A 19,189-nucleotide genomic window follows, 5' to 3' on the forward strand; every position below is an offset into this window, starting at 1 on the left:
GAAGCTAAGTGGATCAAAAAAATATCAGAAATTTCTCCATCATTGCCCATATCGATCACGGGAAATCGACATTGGCAGACCGATTCATTCAAATTTGTGGCGGCTTAAGCGACCGGGAAATGGAGGCGCAGGTACTCGATTCCATGGATCTGGAACGGGAGCGTGGTATTACCATCAAGGCGCAAAGCGTCACCCTGGATTACAAGGCCAGTGATGGCGTCACCTATCAGCTGAACTTTATCGACACGCCGGGCCACGTGGACTTTTCCTATGAAGTTTCGCGTTCGCTGGCGGCTTGCGAGGGTGCCTTGCTGGTCGTCGATGCGGCTCAAGGCGTCGAAGCGCAAAGCGTCGCTAACTGCTACACCGCCATCGAACAAGGTTTGGAAGTCGTGCCGGTCTTGAATAAGATCGATTTGCCGTCAGCTGAGCCCGAGCGGGTGATGGAAGAGATTGAGAATGTGATCGGCATTCCGGCCGATGAAGCTTTGAAGATCAGTGCCAAGACCGGCATCGGCGTGGAAGCCGTGCTGGATCAACTGATTCAAAAGATTCCGCCGCCAGCTGGCGATGAAAATGCGCCGTTACAGGCTTTAATCATCGATTCCTGGTTCGACAACTATCTGGGCGTGGTGTCCTTGGTGCGCATCGTCAACGGAAGTCTACGTAAAAAGCAAAAAATTACCGTCATGTCGACCGGAAAGTCATTTCTGGTTGATAAATTGGGCGTTTATACCCCCAAACAATTGGAAAAGCAGCAACTCAACACCGGTGAGGTGGGATTCATTGTCGCCGGCATCAAGGATATTTTCGGCGCGCCGGTCGGCGACACCATTACGGCTACCGACAATCCCGCCAGCGAAGTACTGCCGGGGTTTGAAAAAGTCCAGCCGAGGGTGTTTGCTGGTTTGTATCCGGTCAGTTCCGATGATTTCGGCGCCATGCGCGAAGCGTTGGATAAATTGCGTCTGAATGACTCGGCACTCAATTACGAACCGGAAACCTCGCAAGCGCTGGGTTTTGGCTTTCGTTGCGGCTTCCTCGGCATGCTACATATGGAGATCGTCCAGGAACGGCTGGAGCGCGAATACAACATCGATCTGATTACCACCGCGCCGACTGTTATTTACGAAGTGGAAACCCATGGCGGCGAGGTCGTTATGGTCGACAATCCAGCTAAGCTGCCGGATGCCGGCACCATTGTCGAGATTCGCGAACCGATTATTCAGGCCAATATTCTGGTGCCGCAGGCCTACTTGGGCAACGTGATCAATCTGTGTATCGAAAAACGCGGCATCCAGAAAAACATGCAGTATGCCGGTAGCCAAGTATCGCTTAGCTACGAACTACCGATGAGTGAAGTAGTGCTGGATTTCTTTGATCGTTTGAAATCCTGTAGCCGCGGCTATGCGTCTTTCGATTACGAATTTTTGCGCTTCGAGCCTGCGCCGCTGGTTAAGCTGGACGTTTTGATCAACGGCGACAAAGTCGATGCCTTGTCTATTATTGTGCATCGGGATTTGAGTCAGAACCGTGGTCGAGATTTAGTCGATAAGATGAAAGATCTGATTCCTCGACAGATGTACGAAGTGGCGATCCAGGCGGCCATTGGCGCAAAAGTTATCGCCCGCTCTACGGTCAAAGCCATGCGCAAAAATGTCACAGCCAAATGTTATGGTGGCGACATTACCCGTAAGAAAAAGCTGCTGGAAAAACAGAAAGCCGGTAAGAAACGCATGAAGCAGGTGGGTAGTATCGAGATTCCACAGGAAGCCTTCCTGGCGGTGTTGCAGGTCAATAAAGAGTAATAACGATCAATTATGGATTACGATTTTTCATTTTTTCTGGTGGTAGCCAGTTTTGTCACCGGCGTTGTCTGGGGTGGCTATACCTTATATCTGAAGCGGGCCAATCTACCTTATCCTACTGAGAACGAGCCGCTATTGGTCGAATATGCCCGTTCGTTTTTTCCGGTGGTGTTGATCGTATTGTTGCTGCGCTCGTTTCTGTTCGAACCCTTTCGGATTCCCTCGGGATCGATGATGCCGACATTGTTGGTCGGTGATTTTATTTTGGTGAATAAATTCAGTTATGGAGTGCGCTTACCGGTGCTGAACACCAAGGTTATCGAAATGGGTGAGCCCAAGCGCGGCGATATCGTGGTGTTCAGGTTTCCGAAACAGCCGGAAGTCGATTACATCAAACGAGTGATAGGTTTGCCGGGTGACCGCGTCGCTTACTTTGATAAAAAGCTTTACGTCAACGGCGTACCCGCCAAGCAAGTGTCGCTTGGGCGTTATCAAGGCGTCGGGCAGGGCAGCAATATGAGCGGTGCTGAGCGGCTGGAAGAGGATTTGTTGGGGGTTGAGCATTCCATCCTGGTAAGTCACGGGGCTTCGTCTGTAGAGGATGTGTTCGTCGTGCCGCAGGGTCAGTATTTCGTCATGGGCGATAACCGCGATAACAGTAATGACAGTCGTTATTGGGGTACGGTACCGGAAGCTAATCTGGTGGGTAGAGCCTTTTTTATCTGGATGAATTGGGACTGGCAAAATAACGGTATTGCTTTCGACCGGCTAGGCACAGTGCTGCGTTGAGCGGTTTGCTGTTAGATAATCCGAAAAAACAATGCTTAATGCGGTGGACTCTCAACAGTCGTCGGTTTATTTCTAATTTTTCTCGGGGGTAGTGTTATGCCGTCATCATTAAAAAAACAACGCGGTTTAACCTTTCTGTCCATTGCCTTTATTTTGGCGTTAATTGGTTTTTTTACCTTATTGATTCTAAAAATTGCGCCGATTTATATTAATCATAGCCGCGTAGTTAACGCCTTGAAAGCGGTGGAAAACACTACCGATATAGTGACTAAAACTAAGTCTGATATAAAGGGTAGCTTGGAAAAACGCTTTGATATGAATTATGTAGAGCACGTCACCAATGACAATATCAAAATTGTCGCGCAACCCGGCTATGTACGGGTTGACATCGACTACGAGCGAGTGGAGCCCATCATGGGTAATTTGAGTGTGTTGGTTGAATTCCACGAGGGATTCGAAGCTGGCAATAAGTGATTAAAAAACCTGAAACTCTAGCCGGTAAGTTGGGTTTAACCTTTAACGATCCCAGCTTATTTGCGATGGCTTTGACTCATCGTAGCATGGGTGCCAGAAACAACGAGCGTCTCGAATATTTGGGCGATTCCGTGCTGGGCTTCGTGATCGCCCAAAAACTATACGAACTGTTCCCCGAGGCGGGAGAGGGCGCCTTAAGTCGGCTGCGGGCCAGTTTGGTCAATCAGAATTCGCTGGCGGAAGTGGCCAGGCAGCACAATATCGGTGATTATCTAATTCTCGGTTCCGGCGAACTGAAAAGCGGCGGTTTCCGTAGAGATTCGATTTTGTCGGATGCGTTGGAAGCCATCATGGGGGCCTTGCTGAAAGACCAAGGCGTTGAGGTTTGTCAGCAGTGGATATTGCGATTATTCGATGACAAGCTGGCCGCGCTGAAAGTAGACGATTGGACCAAAGACCCGAAAACTCGTTTGCAGGAGTTGATGCAAGCCAGCCGTAAACCCTTGCCGATTTACGAATTGGTCAGCATGTCCGGCGCGGATCATGCCCAAACCTTTGAAGTGAAATGCACCATCGCATTAACACCGGAAACGCGCAACGGCGTGGGTATTTCCAGAAAAAAGGCCGAGCAGGCTGCTGCCGAAAATATGTTAAATTTTTTACAATCCAGGGATAAATGAACTGCGGATATGTTGCTTTAATCGGTAGGCCCAATGTCGGCAAATCGACGCTGATGAATCACTTGCTGGGTCAGAAACTCAGTATCACCTCAAGAAAACCGCAAACTACCCGGCACCGAATTCTGGGTATCAAGACGACAGCCGCTGGTCAAGCCATCTTCATGGACACACCGGGCATGCACAGCGACGAAAAAAAGGTATTGAATCGTTATCTGAATAAGACTGCGGACAGCACCTTGCTGGGAGTCGATGTCGTGATCTGGTTGCTGGATGGCCTGTATTGGCACGACTACGACGAGAAGATTTTCAAGAAACTCGAGCAAGCCGGACTGCCGGTTATCTTGGCAATCAACAAGGTCGATAAAATCAAGGATAAGGATGCGGTGCTGAAGTTCTTCGCCGAGGCGCAGCAAAAATATCCGTTTCAGCATATCGTGCCGGTTTCGGCCTTGAAAAATACCAATCTTGAGGTGCTGGAACAGCACATTATGGCGTTGCTGCCCGAGGCCGAGCTCATTTATCCGGAAGATCAAATCACCGACAGGCCGGAGCGCTTTTTTGCCGCTGAAATTATTCGCGAAAAATTGACTCGGCGTTTAGGCGATGAATTACCTTATGCGCTGACTGTCGAAATCGAACGTTACGAGGAGTTTCCGGAGCTTTGCAAAATATACGCGGCCATCTTGGTGGAGCGTGATAGCCAAAAAAGCATCGTCATCGGTAAACAAGGCGAAATGTTGAAAAAAGTCGGTAGCGAGGCGCGGGTTGATATTGAAAAATTGATCGGCCAAAAAGTCTATCTGGAATTGTGGGTTAAAGTGAAAAAGGGTTGGTCGGATAACGAGCGCGCCTTGCAGAGTTTAGGTTTTAGCGATTTTGACCATTAATGAGCGGCTCGGCCGTTTATTTACAGCCGGCGTTTGTTCTGCAGCATCGGCCATACCGGGAAACCAGTGTATTGTTAGAGGTCTTCACGCGGGATTTTGGCGTGATGTCCATGCTTGCCAAGGGTGTGCGTAAGGAAAAGTCGAAAATAGCCGGGTTGTTATTGCCTTTCAGTGCATTGCGGCTGTCCTTTATCGATAAAAACGAACTAAAAATTCTGTCTCAGGTGGAATACGTCGACAGCTACCCTTTAGAGCGCTTGGCGCTTTACTGCGGATTTTATGTGAACGAGCTGGTGCAACTATTCGTGCACAAAAACGATCCCCAGCCCGAGATATTTAGCTGCTACGAGCGCTGCTTGAGTGGTTTATTGCTTGGTGAATGTATCGAGCAGACTCTGCGTTATTTTGAACTGGATTTATTGCAAGAAGCTGGCTACGCCGTTGCGATGGATTCGGAAGCTAACGGTAATCCCATCAAGATAGGTCAGCGCTACAATTTTTTAGCTGATTGCGGCATGGTCGCGGATAACGAAGGTTTGATCGGTGGTGAAACCTTGTCAATATTGGCCGCAAGGGCTTCATTGGAAGGCCGCGCGCTGCTCGAAGCCAAACTGCTCTTCAGAAAAATGCTGGATGGACATTTGCAAGGCAGACAGTTGAAAAGTAGGGATGTCCTGGCAAAAATTATTAAGTATTTATAGGCGAAAGACAAAGATCAGGATAGGTTGACCGTCTTTCATCCCTCTTTCTCATCCGCTTGCGGACTTATATTCAATGGAAAAACAAATCATCTTATTAGGTGTCAACATCGACCATGTTGCGACCTTGCGTCAGGCTAGAGGTACTCGTTATCCCGAGCCGGTGCAGGCTGCGCTGATCGCCGAGCAAGCCGGTGCTGACGGTATTACCGCGCATTTGCGCGAAGACAGGCGGCATATTCAGGACAGAGATATTTATTTGTTAAAGGATATGTTGCACACCCGGTTGAATCTGGAGATGGCCGTGACAGAAGCCATGTTGGCGTTTGCGGTTAAGGTCGAGCCACAAGCTTGTTGTTTGGTGCCCGAGCGCCGAGAGGAATTGACGACCGAAGGCGGTCTGGATGTGGCCGGTGCCGCGGATAAGATGCGTTCTGCCTGCCAACAATTGGCGGACGCGAATATAGAAGTCTCTTTGTTTATCGATCCGGATTGTCGGCAAATCGACGCGGCGGTCAAGGCGGGTGCGCCGGTGGTGGAGTTACATACCGGCCGTTATGCCGATGCTGCAAGCAAGCTAGCGCGGGAGCAAGAATTGCAACGAATCCGCACGGCTGCGGCTTATGCGCATCAAGCGGGATTGCAAGTCAATGCCGGCCACGGCTTGAATATCGCCAATGTGGAAGCTATTTGCCGGATCGAGCAGATTGTCGAGCTAAACATTGGTCATTCCTTGATTGCGCAAGCGTTGTTTTCCGGCTTGGGTAGCGCGGTCAGGGATATGAAGCGCGTCATGCGGGAGTCGCGTTTACACGGTTGATGTAATGCAGAACGAACTAGAGTTTTATCAATTAACCTCGATAGGCAATCGCGAGGTCAATCAGGATTGCATGGCGCACCGGGTGTGCGCTGATTACGCATTATTTGTGGTCGCTGACGGATTAGGCGGACATTACTCCGGCGAAAAAGCGTCACAATTTTTTTGCCGTAGCTTGATTGCTCTGGCGGAAAAATATCATGCTCATATAGCCTCAGTGAAGGCAGAAACGGTCATGGCTGCTTGGATTGCGGAAGCTGTTAGGAATATGAGTGAACTATTTGCCGACGATCCGTTTGCAAGCGATGCCCACACCACCTGCGCAATTCTGTATCTGGACCAGGAGCGAGCGATAGTGGCGCATTGCGGAGATTCGCGAGTTTATCGGATCAATTCCGAGCAAGTGCTATGGCGTACAAAAGATCATTCGGTGCCCCAACAACTGTTTAACGAGGGAAAAATCAGCGAATGGGAGATGGGGGTTCATCCCGACCAGCATAAGCTCACGCGAAGCATCAATGTGTTGAGTACGCCTGCGGTGGATATTGCCTGTTTCCCACCGATGAAATGCGGCGAAACCTTTCTGCTTTGTAGCGACGGTTTTTGGGAGTTTGTAAAGGAACAGGAATTGTTGGCGTTATCGCAAGAGTGCAGCGGAAAGCCGGAGTTGCAGAAGATGGCAAAAATGGCGGTATTACGAGCCCAAGGTAAAAGCGATAATGTTACTGTGCAGTGGATCAGGCGGCGTTAGCTGTTTAGGTGGAGGCTGGGGCTGAACCATGCAGCCCCGGTAAACCGTATGGCTTAGTGTGTTGCCAAGCCGTGCTTTTGAATCCGGTAAAGCAAGGTGTCTCTGGAAATGCCCAATAAGCGCGCCGATTTGCTGCGATTGCCCTTGGTTCTGTTCAAAGCTTGCAGAATCATATCTGCTTCCAGTGCATCTAGTTGTAGACCCAACTCCGGCAAAGTAAAGTCCGAGCTGACTGTTATTGCGCTGCGGTTGAATTCGTGGGGCAGATTTTCCGGCTCGATTACTTTGCCCGCCAGCAGAATGCTCAGTCTTTCGCAAAGATTGCGCAATTCACGTACATTGCCCGGCCATTTGTAGCTGCGCAGCGTTTTTATGGCTTGTCTACTGAAAGTAGGGGGTTCCAGGGAATGTGCGGCCGAGAAGTGTGTGAAAAAGTGTTTCGCCAGTATTTCTATATCTTCGGTGCGCTGATGCAATGCCGGCAATTCCAGCGGCACTACATTTAAGCGGAAATACAAGTCCTGACGAAATTGACCGTTTTCTATCAGCTTGGTGAGGTCGGCATTGGAGGCAGCAATCACGCGCACATTCACCATGTAGGGTTTGGTGCCGCCAACGGGTAAACATTCTCCCGACTCCAGAAAGCGCAAAAGTTTCGCCTGGATTCCCAAGGGTAAAGAATTGATTTCGTCCAGAAACAATGTGCCGCCATCGGCTGCCTGAAACAAACCTTGCTTGTCCGATACTGCGCCGGTAAAAGCGCCTTTCTTATGGCCGAATATTTCTGATTCAACCAGACCCTCAGGGAGTGCTGCGCAATTTAAGGCGATGAAAGGTTTATTTGCGCGCGGGCTATCCTTTTGAATTGCCGTTGCCAGTACTTCTTTTCCCGTGCCGGTTTCGCCTTTGATCAGCACGGTAACGTCGGTCGCCGCAACGATACGAGCGCTGCGAATCAATGCTTCGATTGCGGGAGATTGTCCAATAATAGGATCGAAGTTATCCACTGTAAAACCTCTCAAAACGTCATGATGTGTTCAACGCGCATCGGATAGAGCCATGGGAAGGCTGCCAATAGCGCAAAGATAATAAACAAGGCTGCCACCGCGTGTTTAAAGTGCCGGATTTTCGAAAGCCTCGCCAGTAATGAGGTCATTATACCGACACCCATTACGGCAGGTAAAGTGCCCAATCCAAATGCTAACATCGTGAGCGCGCTGTGGGTAATGCTCCCCGTGGTAACTGCTAGTGCCAATGCCGTATAAATCAGGCCACAGGGTAGCCAGCCCCACACCATACCAAACAACAAAGCTTGGGTGCGGTTTTGTACCGGAATCAATCGGCGGCCGAATGGTTCGATCAGTTTCCAGAAGCGTGCGCCCATTTTTTCTATATAGGCAAAATACGGAAACCAGCCGCCAAGGTAAAGCCCTGCACCCGCCATCACCACGGCGGAGAGGAGTTGCAAAAATCTGTGCGCTTGGCCTTGAGCAAAAGGTAAAGTTAAGAAGGCCTCCAGCACGCCAACCAAGGCACCGGCCATCGCGTAGCTGAGAACCCGACCGATGTTGTAATTCAGCACGATGCCGAACAGACGGCGTTTATCGTTACGAAGTTCGGGTTTCAGGCTGTAAGTCAGGGTGCCGATAATGGAGCCGCACATGCCTATGCAATGCAGGCTGCTGAATAAACCCATTACAAACGCGGCAAGATAGGAAGCATTAAAGTCGAGGTAAAGATGCATAAACAAAAAGCCGAGGTAATAAGGTATCGAGTGGATTAGCGGGGATTATAGACGCTTTCGGAAACGGGAACGACGCGCAGATCTCTAAACTACCTGCCGTTGGACAAGTTATTCGCGCAGATACGATTCCGCCCTTGATGCTTGGCCTGATATAACGCATCGTCCGCTGCTTTCAATAAACTGGCAACGTCGTCGAACGTGTGGGCCTGTAGCGTCGCAACCCCGAGGGATATGGTCACGAAATTGTTGGGATTGTTCTGTGTGTGCCGTATTTTCAGATTCTCTATGGCTTCGCGGTACTGCTCGGCACGCATCAGGGCGCCTATGCTGTCGGTGTTGGGAAGCAGGATGGCGAACTCTTCACCGCCCAATCTTGCTACCAAGTCTTCGGGTCTGTGGGTAATGGTTTGTAACGCACGCGCCACCCGTTTCAGGCACTCGTCGCCCATAGGGTGGCCAAAGTAGTCGTTAAATTGTTTGAAATTGTCAATATCGGCAATTAACAACGAGAGCGGCATGCCGGTGCGTTTGGACTGGTTCCATTGGCGTTCCAGGGCGGCGTCAAACGCTCTGCGGTTGGGTATCTCGGTCAGTCCATCCAGCGATGCCAGTTTTTCCAATAAATCGGATTTAGTTTTTAGTTGTATTTGAGTGCGTACTCTTGCTAAAACAATCGATGGCGAAAACGGTTTGGTGATGTAGTCGCTACCGCCGATTCGAAAACCGTGTACCTCATCTTCTTCCGAGTGTTTAGCGGTCAGAAAAATAATCGGAATATTGCGGGTTTTATCCGACGACTTGAGCTGGTGGCATATTTCATAACCATCCATGTCGTCCAGCATGATGTCCAGTAGGATCAGATCGGGAAGCTGGCTGGTGGCGATATGTAACGCCAGTTCGCTATGCACGGCTACTTTTACCGTGTAATGGGGTTCGAGAATATTCTTGATAAGATCCAGATTTTCCGGGCTATCATCCACGGCCAGAATGGTATGCGTGTTTCTACTTTCCATTTTCCTATATCCGATGTTCCAGTATGTGGTTGAGAGCTTGCGCGGCATCTACAAACTGGTAATTGGCAATTTGTTTTTTGATGGGCAATAAGATTTGCAGCAGAGCTTTATCATCGATATGGCGCATAATCCGCTCAAGTTGCTGGTCTGAGTCGGAATCGAAGGTTTGCAGTTTATCAATCAATATGGCCAGCTGTTGCCGAGTTTCCAGTGTCGAGTAGCGCGGTTCACCGTCGCTGTGGCTTTCGCTGTTGGCCAAATTACTGTTGATACTGCTGATAACCTTGCTCATCTCCAGTGTTGTGGCGGCAATATTACTATCGATATACGGTACGTCGGCAATATTGGCGCGGAAATCGATTAGCGACTCTTCCAGCCGTACTAAGTGGCTTTGCAATTGTAACGCCCCGAGGGAGCCGACTAAGCCTTTCAAAGTATGGACTAATTGACAGGCCTTGTCGTACTGGTTATGTATGAAGGCTTGGCCGATTTCGTTCATGGTATCCGCATGGTTTTCAGCAAATTTTAGTAACACTTTTCGATAGACGGCAAGATTCCCGGCCGTATGTTGTAAGCCGGCGGAGGTGTCTATGCCATACAGATAAGGAAGCGGATTGCTTTCCAACTGTTCGCTGTTGGGATCGGTCTGGGGTATCCCGTCGGCTCGCGGTTTGATCCATTTTGCCAGCGTGGCGTAAAGCGTTTCCGGTAATATCGGTTTGCTGATGAAATCGTCCATATCGGCTTGAAAGCATTTGTTGCGATCATTACTCATCGCGTTAGCGGTCATCGCTATGACCGGCAAGGTTTGACAGCCGGGGAGTGTTCGTAGTTGTTTGGTGGTTTGATAGCCATCCATCACCGGCATTTGCACATCCATTAGCACGCAGTCGTAAGTGGTTTGTTGCAGTTTGCCCAAGGCGATTTCGCCGTTTTCGGCCACGTCGACTTGCAAATGTGCTTGTTCCAGCAACTCTATGGCCACAATTCGATTCACTTCGTTGTCTTCAACCAGCAATATTCGGGCGCCGCTGATATGTTGCAATTTCCCAGTATCGAGGGGAAGCTTTTGTTGGTATTGCGCATTGCGTATCGAAGCAAGGCTGGTAATGCCCAGTTTGACGCTAAAGGTAAATGTCGAGCCTAGGTTTTCTTGGCTGGCGACGCTTATCGTTCCGCCCATTTGTTCAACCAATTGTTTGGAAATGATCAGGCCCAAGCCCGTGCCGCCGTAATGACGTGTGACGCTACTGTCGCCTTGGCTGAACGCCTGGAATAGTTTGGCTTGTTTTTCTGCATTCATGCCGATGCCGGTATCGCTGATACTAAACTGCAAACAAGTCTGTTGCGCAGAGCGCTTAAGTTCGGTGAGCGTGACTCTTACCTCGCCATGTTCGGTAAATTTGATCGCATTCCCGATCAGATTGATAAAAATTTGCCTTAGCCGTTGCGGGTCGCCGATCACCGGGAGAAAAGTTAGCGTCTTAGGTGGGCGAATCAAGGCTATGCCTTTGCTGGCGCAAAGTTCCGACATCGTGGAAAACACCTTGTCCAGCATTTCTTCCAATAGAAAAGGTACGGATTCCAGTTGCATTTTTCCGGCTTCCATTTTGGAAAAATCCAGAATGTCATCAATGATGGTCATCAACGAGCGCGAGGCGGTTTCCACTCTTTCCAGGTAGTCGCGCTGTTTGGCGGAGATGCTGCTGTTCAGACATAATTCAACCAAGCCGATAATGGCATTCATCGGCGTGCGGATTTCGTGGCTCATATTGGCGAGAAATTCCGATTTTACCCGTGTTGCCTGTTCTGCCTGCTGCTTGGCTTCCAACAGCCGTTGCTCGGTTTGCAGGCGGTCGGTGATGTCTTGCATGGTGCCTTGAACGCCAGTGGGTTTGTCATTAACGTCGCGAATAACTTGTCCGCGTTGGTGGACATGACGAATTTGGTCGTTACCGAGCACTATCCGATGTCTGAAATCGAGACTGCCGCTACTGATCGCGTTTTGCATCGATGTTTTGAAGAAGCTTTGGTCGTCCGGATGAATCAGCGTGCTTAAAATGCTGGAAAAGTTGGGGGTAAAAACAGCTTTACTGGTTGCGGTGATCCGATACATTTCGTCCGACCAGCTAAAGTGATTGTCCGGCAAATGCCAATGCCAATCACCGATATGGGAAATACTTTGTGCATCCAGTAAGCGCTGTTTTTGGTCTTGCAGTGCATTGATGGCACGGCTGCGTTCCAGTTCGGCGGTAATTTGCAACGCGAATAATTTCAGGGTGTCTGTGGCAAAGGTAGTATCGGGAATCGGCCGACAGTAGGATACCGAGATAAATCCGAAACTATTTTGTTGTTTGTCGTGTAATGGAATGCCCAGATAACCTTGAATTTGTTGGCGTCGCAGCCAGTCGGCGTCGGGGAATCGTTCCGCTACATTATGTTCGACACAACAAATAGTGCCGGCGGCCACCTCGCGGCAAGGCGAATTATCCAGGCTGAATTCGCGGTTACCGACAATTTTGCCTTTTGCGCAAAGCGATAGGCTACGGGCACGCCCATTGCCCGTTGTTTCGGCAATTAATGCAAAATCGGCTCCCAGGGTTTCCACGGTCAATAGTGTCAGATTATCCAGCAGCGACGCGGCACTTTGCGGCAGGTTGCTGGAGACGATATTCCTAATCACACTGGATTGCTGGCGCTGCTGAGTGATGTCACTCACCAGACCCTGATAGTCGATAATCTTGCCTTGCTCGTTGCGCACCACCATCTTGCGGTCTTGCACCCATTTTATGCCGCCGTTTTGGGCGACGATCCGATAGGGTTGATGCGCTATTTCGGAACAGTCCGGATCGTTGCGGCAGGTGGCTATCTCGCGAAGGAAAACCCCGACATCGTCAGGATGGATCAGGTTGAGATAAAACAGATTGCCTGTAATCAATTGTTCGACACTATGGCCGAATAGCTGGCGGGCGTTCTCAGTGGCGAATTCTATCGGTAATCCTTCGGAATTATTCCATTTCAATACCACTGCCGCGCTCTGGCTGATAATTTGATAGGCGCGTTGCAGATTATGCTCCGACTGTTTACGCACGCTGATGTCTTGGTGCGTGCCGCATAGCCGGCTTGGAGCGCCGCTGACCGGATCGTACGCGACAACGGCGCCGGAGCCTTGTATCCATACCCAATGGCCGAGTTTATGGCGCATGCGAAATTCCACGACATAGGGGCGGTCGGAGGCTATATGTTTGGCAACGAACTGTTTCACTCGTTGTCTGTCGTCCGGATGCAGGCGTTTGTCCCAGTCGCTGACATAGTTATCCAGCTCGTCATGGCTGAGGCCCAACATGTCCAGCCAACGTTGATTCACGGAATGTTCGCCGCTTAGATAATTCCAATCCCAGTAGCCTAGCTGGGCGCCGTCTATGACCAGGGCCAATTGTTCTTCAATTTGTTTTCGCGGCGTGATGTCGATATGGAACTGAATTAATTCGCTGTTGTTATGTGTGGACAGACGGGTAAGCGAGATTTGCTGCCATGTTTGATTTGGAAAGGCAAAGTCGCTGGCCTGCATAGCCTTGCCGGCCATGATATGTTGGCATAAGGGGCACTCTGTTTCGGCATGGTGGGTCGGGTGAAACCAGGCGTGTATGGTTTGTCCGACTAATTCCGCCGGGGACTTGCCCACCGACAAAGCGGCTGCCTGGTTGGCATGGCGAATAATCCCCTGATTATCGACCACGATGGCGGATTGGGCGAGATGGTCGTAAAAGTCGCCGATGGGTGTCAGTCCGGAGGATAAAATTTGCCGATTTGACAGCAGTTCGCTAAAAATCAACAAGACAGCCAGTCCGGGCAGCAAAACTATCAATATTTTGGTCAGCTCACTCGTGCCGTTTATGTTTTGATAGAGCACAACGGTAATCCCACCTATCAACAGTAAACACACTGCGACCAGCACGAACCGGCGTATCTGATTGGCAGTATTGGCAAGTTTATCTGTCATAGTTTGCTGATGTCGGGGATCTGGCCGGGAGGGACGGGAAAAATCTTAGACCGGGTATCGGTAAATGTGAATCCATGTCGCCGGAAAACTGTCCGGTGCTCAGCAAATTGGGATTTTATAGGCTGCTCCGGCCTGTTCTTTAACCAGTTTGGGAACCAGATAACCGGGTAGATGGCTTTGCATATCTTCGAGCAATTGCCGGGCGGCGATTTCGGATACTTCAAAATGACCGGTGCCGCTGGCGTGGTCCAACAAATGCAGGTAGTAAGGCAAAATCCCCAGATCAAATAGCTTTTCGCTCAGTTCGCAGAGAGTGCGGCCGGCATCGTTAACTCCCTTTAGCAGAACGCTTTGGTTCAATAAAGTGATGCCGTGGCGGCGTAAATCGCCGCAAATAGCTCCAACGGCAGCACTCAGCTCATTCGCATGATTGGCGTGAAATACCATCACAACTTGTTGCGACAGGCTGGAGAAAAAGTTGAGCAGTGGTTGGGTGATGCGCATTGGTAACACGATGGGCACTCGGCTATGAATGCGAATACGTTTGACATGTTCAATCTCACCTAACCGCGCCAACAGCTGGCCGAGTTTTTCGTCATTTAGCAGCAAGGGGTCGCCGCCACTGAGGATGACTTCGCTGATTTCCGGATGGCTAATGATGTAGCTAAGCGCTTGTTGAATTTTTTGCGTTGACAACTGCAACTCCGCATAAGGGAAATTGCGCCGAAAACAATACCGGCAGTGCACTGCGCAAGCGCCGGTGCTGATCAACAATACCCGGCCGTGATACTTATGAATGATGCCTGCTTCGGCGACCGCGCCTAGGTCGCCTACCGGATCATGGCTGTAGCCCGGATAGTCGATCAGTTCGTTCTGAGTCGGCAGCACTTGTCTCAGCAAGGGGTCATTTGGATCGCCGCGGCGCATGCAATCAGCAAAGCCGCGCGGCACACGGAGCGGAAAGGCTTTGAAATCCGGCAGCAATGCCACGCTGTCTGTTGAAATATTCAAATAGTCACAAAGGGCCTCGACGCTGGTAAATGCGTCGGCCAGCGCCTGTTGCCAGCCGGCGGTTTGGGTGTTCAATGCTGCTCCGGTTTCCGATTAAAAATCTTATCCATTATAATCGTCCGACTATTATTTGTTTCACGAGGAAAAAATGGCGACTTTTAGCACCAACGAGTTCAAGGGCGGTTTGAAAATCATGCTGGACAACGACCCTTGTTCGATTATCGAAAACGAGTTTGTGAAGCCGGGTAAGGGGCAGGCGTTCAATCGGGTCAGGATCAGAAATCTGAAAACCGGCCGCGTCATCGAACGTACCTTTAAATCCGGCGATACCGTCGAAGGTGCGGACGTCGTTGATAAAGAAATGCAGTATCTGTATAGCGATGGCGAATTCTGGCATTTCATGGTGCCCGATACGTTTGAGCAGTACCAAGCCGATAAAAATGCGGTGTCCGATGCCATTAAATGGCTGAAAGAGCAAGATATTTGCACGATGACCTTGTGGAACGACTCACCGTTATCGGTTACCCCGCCCAATTTCGTAGAATTGGCCATCACCGAAACCGATCCCGGTCTGAAGGGCGATACATCCGGCGGTGGCGGTAAACCGGCAACCCTGGAATCCGGTGCCGTGGTGCGCGTACCCTTGTTTGTGCAAATCGGCGAAGTCATTAAAGTCGATACCCGAACCGGCGAATACGTCTCCCGCGTCAAAGAGTGACGGTAAGCTGGCAGCCGAGCTGCCCACTGGTGCATTTGCGCACTCGCGCGCAAATGCTGGCGGCGATACGGCGTTTTTTCGAGGCACGGGATGTGTTGGAAGTCGAGACGCCGCTATTGTGCCCAGCCACCGGTACCGATCCGCAGCTGGATTTTTTCAGCAGCCAGTTTAACTTCCCCCCCAGCCAGCCCACCCTGTTTCTGCAAACCTCGCCTGAGTTCGCGATGAAACGGCTGTTGGCCGCTGGTAGCGGCAGTATTTATCAGATCTGCAAGGCCTTTAGGAACGGCGAAGCCGGGCGCTACCACAATCCGGAATTCACGATTTTGGAATGGTATCGGGTCGGCTACGATTTGCGGCAATTGATGGCGGAAGTCGCCGAATTATTGTTGCAGTTGTTGCAACCTTTTCATGCCGCATTGTCAACCAAACAAATCAGCTACCAACAACTATTTTTGGACGCCACCGGCTTGGATCCCTTGGCATTTTGCATCAGCGACTATCGGGCTTATGCGGCTGCGAATGCGCTTCCGGAGGCTGTCGACCTATGCGGCGACGATCATGCCTTGTGGCTGGATTTTATTTTTAGCCATTGTGTCCAGCGGACGATGGATAAAGATACGATTTATTTGCTGCATAGCTATCCGGCGATACAGTCTTCGCTGGCGCGTCTGCATGTCGATGATCCAATGATCAGTGAGCGTTTTGAAGTGTTCATCAACGGTGTGGAGTTGGGCAACGGCTTTTATGAGCTGGCCGATCCTGTTGAACAGGAGGCACGTTTTGATAAGGAAATTGCTTATCGGCTAAGCCATGACTTGCCGGTAGTTAGCAAAGATGAAGCATTTTTGCAGGCATTGAAATTCGGTTTGCCGGATTGCAGCGGGGTAGCAATTGGTTTGGATCGGCTGCTGATGATTGCTCTGGGCAGCGAGTCTATCAGTGATGTGCTGGCTTTTCCGGTCCGCGTTTGAGGCTCAATGTTGAAAGGCTTGAAAAAACTCCCCCTTCGTCGAAGGGGGATGTAGTCGGTAGGTGTCCCTAAAAACGATTAATCGATTTATTTAGTAGGGCCAGCTGAGCGAGCTTTTTTGCTGGTCCGGATGGTCTGCAGCATCTAGCGCTGTTTGTATGTCGTCTACGAAAAAGCGTCTAAGGCCGCGGCCAAGGCGATGGGCTAGCACCGGTAGAGCTTGATCTTTGTCTAGGTAGGCCACGGGTTCGCGACCCTTGCGGTAATGGTGTAGCGCTCTTCTGACTGCGCCGCACAGATAGCACTCTGCACCCTCAGGAAGGGTGGCGTTCAAATCGCGAAGTAGATGTGGAGTTATTTTATTCATAGCATCCCCCTCCTCATTCGGAGTGTTGGGCGGTAATCCTTATGCCATGCGAAGATCCGCAACCGGGATCTGTTATTTAATAAAAACAACGTGATTAACTTATCAATTTGACAAAAAAAGTCAACGGGTATTTAGTGGGGTTTTTTGACGTATATCAATACCTTGGTTAGCAGTCTGGCAAGATATTCGGGTAGTAAGCTTGGCAGGGAAAAAGGGCGGACAATCTAGTCCGCCCTGGTAATTGCTTTAATCCTGTTTTTCGGTTTTGCCGGCAGGGGTACGGAGTCTAATGCCCAATTCTTTTAATTGTTCTTCGCTGACTAAAGCTGGAGCGTTGAACAGCGGGCAGGCGGCAGTCTGGGTTTTCGGGAATGCAATGACGTCGCGGATCGAACTGGCGCCGGTCATTAACATCACCAGGCGGTCCAAACCAAAGGCGATACCACCGTGTGGTGGTGCGCCGTATTTCAAGGCATCCAGCAGGAAGCCGAATTTTTCGCGGGCTTCTTCGTAGCCGATACCCAGAATGTCGAATACGGTTTGCTGCATCGCGGTGCGGTTGATCCGGATCGAACCGCCGCCAACTTCGGTGCCGTTCAACACCAAGTCGTAAGCGCGCGACAATGCGGTGCCGGGATTGGCGACCAGCTCTTCCACCGAGCAGCTCGGCGCGGTGAACGGATGGTGAATCGCGGTGTAGCGTTGGGCTTTTTCGTCCCAGGCAAACATCGGGAAGTCCACGACCCAAAGCGGTTTCCAGGGACCGGTAATCAGATTGCGATCCAGGCCGAGTTTGACGCGCAGTGCGCCCATCGCTTCGTTGACGATGCCGGCTTTGTCGGCACCGAAGAAAATCAGGTCGCCGTTTTGAGCGCCAACTTTTGCCATAACTTTGGCCCAGACATCAGCAGGGGCGAATTTCACGATGGGTGATTGCAAGCCTTCGACGCCGGCCGCCAAGTCGTTGACTTTGATATAGGCCAAGCCTTTTGCGCCGTAAATGCCGACAAATTTGGTCAAATCGTCGATCACACTGCGGCTCAAGTCGCCGCCTTCAGGCAATTTCATTGCCACGACGCGGCCGTTTGGATCGTTGGCGGGGCCGGAGAAGACTTTGAAGTCCACACCTTTCATTTCCTCGGCTATATCCACCAATTCCAGCGGGATGCGCAGGTCAGGACGATCCGAACCGTAACGATTCATGGCTTCGGCATAACTCATGACCGGGAATTGGTCGCCCAAATCCACGTCGATTATGTCCTTGAACAAGCGGCGGATCATTTCTTCCATCACCGCCATGATTTCCTGCTCGTTCATGAATGACGTTTCGATATCCAGCTGAGTAAATTCCGGCTGGCGATCAGCCCGCAAATCTTCGTCGCGGAAGCAACGCACGACTTGGTAATAGCGGTCCATGCCGGCAATCATCAGCAACTGTTTGTATAGCTGCGGCGATTGCGGTAAAGCAAAGAACGAATTTTGATGGGTACGACTGGGTACGATGTAATCGCGCGCACCTTCTGGTGTAGCCTTGGTCAGATACGGTGTTTCGATTTCGAAAAATTCGTGATCGTCCAGGTATTGGCGCAGATTGCGGGTTACATCGCGGCGCACCTTCATTTTTTGCTGCATCGCGGTGCGACGCAAGTCGATGTAACGGAAACGCAAACGGGTTTCCTCGTTGACGTCGATGTCGCTTTCCAGAGGGAACGGCGGGGTTTCGGCTTCGTTCAGAACTTCAATGTGTTTACCCAATATTTCAATTTGGCCGGTGGACATATTGGGATTATGCGTGCCTTCAGGCCGGTCTCGGACGATACCTTCGATACGCAGCACGTATTCGCTACGCACATGCTCGGCAATCGCAAAGCTTTCGGCCATATCGGGATCGAACACCACTTGCACCAAGCCGGCGCGGTCTCTCAAGTCGATAAAAATAACGCCGCCGTGGTCACGACGACGATGTACCCAGCCGCACAGGGCAACGGTTTGACCTAGATGTTGGGTGTTCAATTCTCCACACTTGTGGCTACGCATAGTTGTTCTCGGGTTAATCAAAATACGGGGGTAGGTAAAAATTAGGAAGTGCCAGTCATTTTACAAAAACTGGCAGCTACCAAGGGTTTCCTAATGGTTATGGTTCGGGCAGCCGCTGCAACTGCTGGCTTTTTCCGGGGCTTTGCTTTCGCCGGCGACGTTTTTCTTGTTGCCGCTTTTAAAATCGGTTTCGTACCAGCCGCCGCCTTTCAAACGAAATCCCGCTGCGGAAATTTTCTTTTTTAATTCCGCTTCATTACAGGCCGGGCAAACGATTAAGGGCTCTGCACCCAGTTTTTGCAGGGCTTCGTGTTCATGTCCGCAAGCATTGCATTGGTATTCGTAAATAGGCATCTGCTTCTCCAGTTGAAAGTGTTTAAATCGGCTTACTAAGGGCGGGGTTTTAAATTTTCAAGGCC

18 protein-coding genes are annotated in these 19,189 nt (G+C 50.5%); 10 read left to right on the forward strand and 8 right to left on the reverse strand.

Annotated elements, in window-relative coordinates:
• The first annotated feature begins 8 nt into the window (after positions 1–8).
• From lepA to ACR02O_RS09090, 8 genes are all read left to right on the forward strand, one after another.
• A complete protein-coding gene (gene lepA / locus ACR02O_RS09055) occupies positions 9–1,808 on the forward strand; it encodes a translation elongation factor 4 (RefSeq protein ID WP_494523229.1) in 1,800 nt (599 codons plus the stop codon).
• A gap of 12 nt (positions 1,809–1,820) precedes the next feature.
• Positions 1,821–2,597, forward strand: a complete 777-nt coding sequence (lepB, locus tag ACR02O_RS09060) for a signal peptidase I (protein WP_494523230.1) — start codon at positions 1,821–1,823, stop codon at positions 2,595–2,597.
• Between the two features lie 96 nt (positions 2,598–2,693).
• Complete coding sequence (locus tag ACR02O_RS09065; protein WP_033155535.1) at positions 2,694–3,071, forward strand: DUF4845 domain-containing protein; 378 nt, start codon at positions 2,694–2,696, stop codon at positions 3,069–3,071.
• A complete protein-coding gene (gene rnc, locus ACR02O_RS09070; protein WP_494523231.1) occupies positions 3,068–3,751 on the forward strand; it encodes a ribonuclease III in 684 nt (227 codons plus the stop codon). The genes ACR02O_RS09065 and rnc overlap by 4 nt, the downstream gene beginning before the upstream one ends.
• Complete coding sequence (gene era, locus ACR02O_RS09075) at positions 3,748–4,638, forward strand: GTPase Era (RefSeq protein ID WP_171696082.1); 891 nt, start codon at positions 3,748–3,750, stop codon at positions 4,636–4,638. Before rnc ends, era begins: the two co-directional genes overlap by 4 nt.
• Positions 4,638–5,339, forward strand: coding sequence for a DNA repair protein RecO (gene recO, locus ACR02O_RS09080; RefSeq protein WP_171696081.1), 702 nt, complete (start codon positions 4,638–4,640; stop codon positions 5,337–5,339). The genes era and recO overlap by 1 nt, the downstream gene beginning before the upstream one ends.
• Positions 5,340–5,412: 73 nt before the next feature.
• Complete coding sequence (gene pdxJ / locus ACR02O_RS09085) at positions 5,413–6,156, forward strand: pyridoxine 5'-phosphate synthase (protein ID WP_494523232.1); 744 nt, start codon at positions 5,413–5,415, stop codon at positions 6,154–6,156.
• A gap of 4 nt (positions 6,157–6,160) precedes the next feature.
• On the forward strand, positions 6,161–6,904 hold the full coding sequence (locus ACR02O_RS09090) for a PP2C family protein-serine/threonine phosphatase (RefSeq protein WP_494523233.1): 744 nt from the start codon (positions 6,161–6,163) through the stop codon (positions 6,902–6,904).
• A gap of 53 nt (positions 6,905–6,957) precedes the next feature.
• On the opposite strand, the gene ACR02O_RS09095 is transcribed toward ACR02O_RS09090, so the two are convergent.
• The 5 genes from ACR02O_RS09095 to epmB form a co-directional block, all read right to left on the reverse strand.
• Entirely contained in the window at positions 6,958–7,911 is a 954-nt protein-coding gene (locus ACR02O_RS09095) for a sigma-54 interaction domain-containing protein (protein ID WP_033155529.1), read from the reverse strand.
• Positions 7,912–7,922: 11 nt separating this feature from the next.
• Positions 7,923–8,648: a sulfite exporter TauE/SafE family protein gene (locus ACR02O_RS09100; protein WP_020485298.1), complete on the reverse strand. Its 726-nt coding sequence runs from the start codon at positions 8,646–8,648 to the stop codon at positions 7,923–7,925.
• Positions 8,649–8,737: 89 nt separating this feature from the next.
• Positions 8,738–9,661, reverse strand: a complete 924-nt coding sequence (locus ACR02O_RS09105) for a diguanylate cyclase domain-containing protein (RefSeq protein WP_033155528.1) — start codon at positions 9,659–9,661, stop codon at positions 8,738–8,740.
• Between the two features lie 4 nt (positions 9,662–9,665).
• Positions 9,666–13,664, reverse strand: a complete 3,999-nt coding sequence (locus ACR02O_RS09110) for a PAS domain-containing protein (RefSeq protein WP_494523234.1) — start codon at positions 13,662–13,664, stop codon at positions 9,666–9,668.
• Between the two features lie 99 nt (positions 13,665–13,763).
• Entirely contained in the window at positions 13,764–14,750 is a 987-nt protein-coding gene (epmB, locus tag ACR02O_RS09115; protein ID WP_494523235.1) for an EF-P beta-lysylation protein EpmB, read from the reverse strand.
• A gap of 73 nt (positions 14,751–14,823) precedes the next feature.
• Between epmB and efp the strand changes: the two genes are divergently transcribed.
• Both efp and epmA read left to right on the forward strand, forming a co-directional pair.
• Positions 14,824–15,393 carry an elongation factor P gene (gene efp / locus ACR02O_RS09120; protein ID WP_033155525.1) on the forward strand — a complete coding sequence of 190 codons (570 nt, stop codon included), beginning with the start codon at positions 14,824–14,826 and terminating at the stop codon, positions 15,391–15,393.
• Positions 15,390–16,367 carry an EF-P lysine aminoacylase EpmA gene (gene epmA, locus ACR02O_RS09125; RefSeq protein ID WP_494523236.1) on the forward strand — a complete coding sequence of 326 codons (978 nt, stop codon included), beginning with the start codon at positions 15,390–15,392 and terminating at the stop codon, positions 16,365–16,367. Before efp ends, epmA begins: the two co-directional genes overlap by 4 nt.
• A 90-nt stretch (positions 16,368–16,457) precedes the next feature.
• On the opposite strand, the gene ACR02O_RS09130 is transcribed toward epmA, so the two are convergent.
• From ACR02O_RS09130 to ACR02O_RS09140, 3 genes are all read right to left on the reverse strand, one after another.
• Positions 16,458–16,733, reverse strand: a complete 276-nt coding sequence (locus ACR02O_RS09130) for a hypothetical protein (protein ID WP_101054934.1) — start codon at positions 16,731–16,733, stop codon at positions 16,458–16,460.
• Between the two features lie 246 nt (positions 16,734–16,979).
• A complete protein-coding gene (gene aspS / locus ACR02O_RS09135) occupies positions 16,980–18,770 on the reverse strand; it encodes an aspartate--tRNA ligase (RefSeq protein ID WP_494523237.1) in 1,791 nt (596 codons plus the stop codon).
• 90 nt (positions 18,771–18,860) lie between these two features.
• Complete coding sequence (locus ACR02O_RS09140) at positions 18,861–19,124, reverse strand: FmdB family zinc ribbon protein (protein WP_026603920.1); 264 nt, start codon at positions 19,122–19,124, stop codon at positions 18,861–18,863.
• Between the last annotated feature and the right edge of the window lie 65 nt (positions 19,125–19,189).

The organism is Methylomonas sp. PHL2-19, assembly GCF_059331595.1.

What these genes read in the sequence shown, in the direction of transcription:
- ACR02O_RS09110 (WP_494523234.1), bottom strand. Translation starts at nt 13,664, where the DNA reads ATGACAGATAAACTTGCCAATACTGCCAATCAGATACGCCGGTTCGTG.
- ACR02O_RS09100 (WP_020485298.1), bottom strand. Translation starts at nt 8,648, where the DNA reads ATGCATCTTTACCTCGACTTTAATGCTTCCTATCTTGCCGCGTTTGTA.
- ACR02O_RS09105 (WP_033155528.1), bottom strand. Translation starts at nt 9,661, where the DNA reads ATGGAAAGTAGAAACACGCATACCATTCTGGCCGTGGATGATAGCCCG.
- lepB (WP_494523230.1), top strand. Translation starts at nt 1,821, where the DNA reads ATGGATTACGATTTTTCATTTTTTCTGGTGGTAGCCAGTTTTGTCACC.
- ACR02O_RS09065 (WP_033155535.1), top strand. Translation starts at nt 2,694, where the DNA reads ATGCCGTCATCATTAAAAAAACAACGCGGTTTAACCTTTCTGTCCATT.
- ACR02O_RS09090 (WP_494523233.1), top strand. Translation starts at nt 6,161, where the DNA reads ATGCAGAACGAACTAGAGTTTTATCAATTAACCTCGATAGGCAATCGC.
- ACR02O_RS09140 (WP_026603920.1), bottom strand. Translation starts at nt 19,124, where the DNA reads ATGCCTATTTACGAATACCAATGCAATGCTTGCGGACATGAACACGAA.
- aspS (WP_494523237.1), bottom strand. Translation starts at nt 18,770, where the DNA reads ATGCGTAGCCACAAGTGTGGAGAATTGAACACCCAACATCTAGGTCAA.
- recO (WP_171696081.1), top strand. Translation starts at nt 4,638, where the DNA reads ATGAGCGGCTCGGCCGTTTATTTACAGCCGGCGTTTGTTCTGCAGCAT.
- efp (WP_033155525.1), top strand. Translation starts at nt 14,824, where the DNA reads ATGGCGACTTTTAGCACCAACGAGTTCAAGGGCGGTTTGAAAATCATG.
- ACR02O_RS09130 (WP_101054934.1), bottom strand. Translation starts at nt 16,733, where the DNA reads ATGAATAAAATAACTCCACATCTACTTCGCGATTTGAACGCCACCCTT.
- era (WP_171696082.1), top strand. Translation starts at nt 3,748, where the DNA reads ATGAACTGCGGATATGTTGCTTTAATCGGTAGGCCCAATGTCGGCAAA.
- pdxJ (WP_494523232.1), top strand. Translation starts at nt 5,413, where the DNA reads ATGGAAAAACAAATCATCTTATTAGGTGTCAACATCGACCATGTTGCG.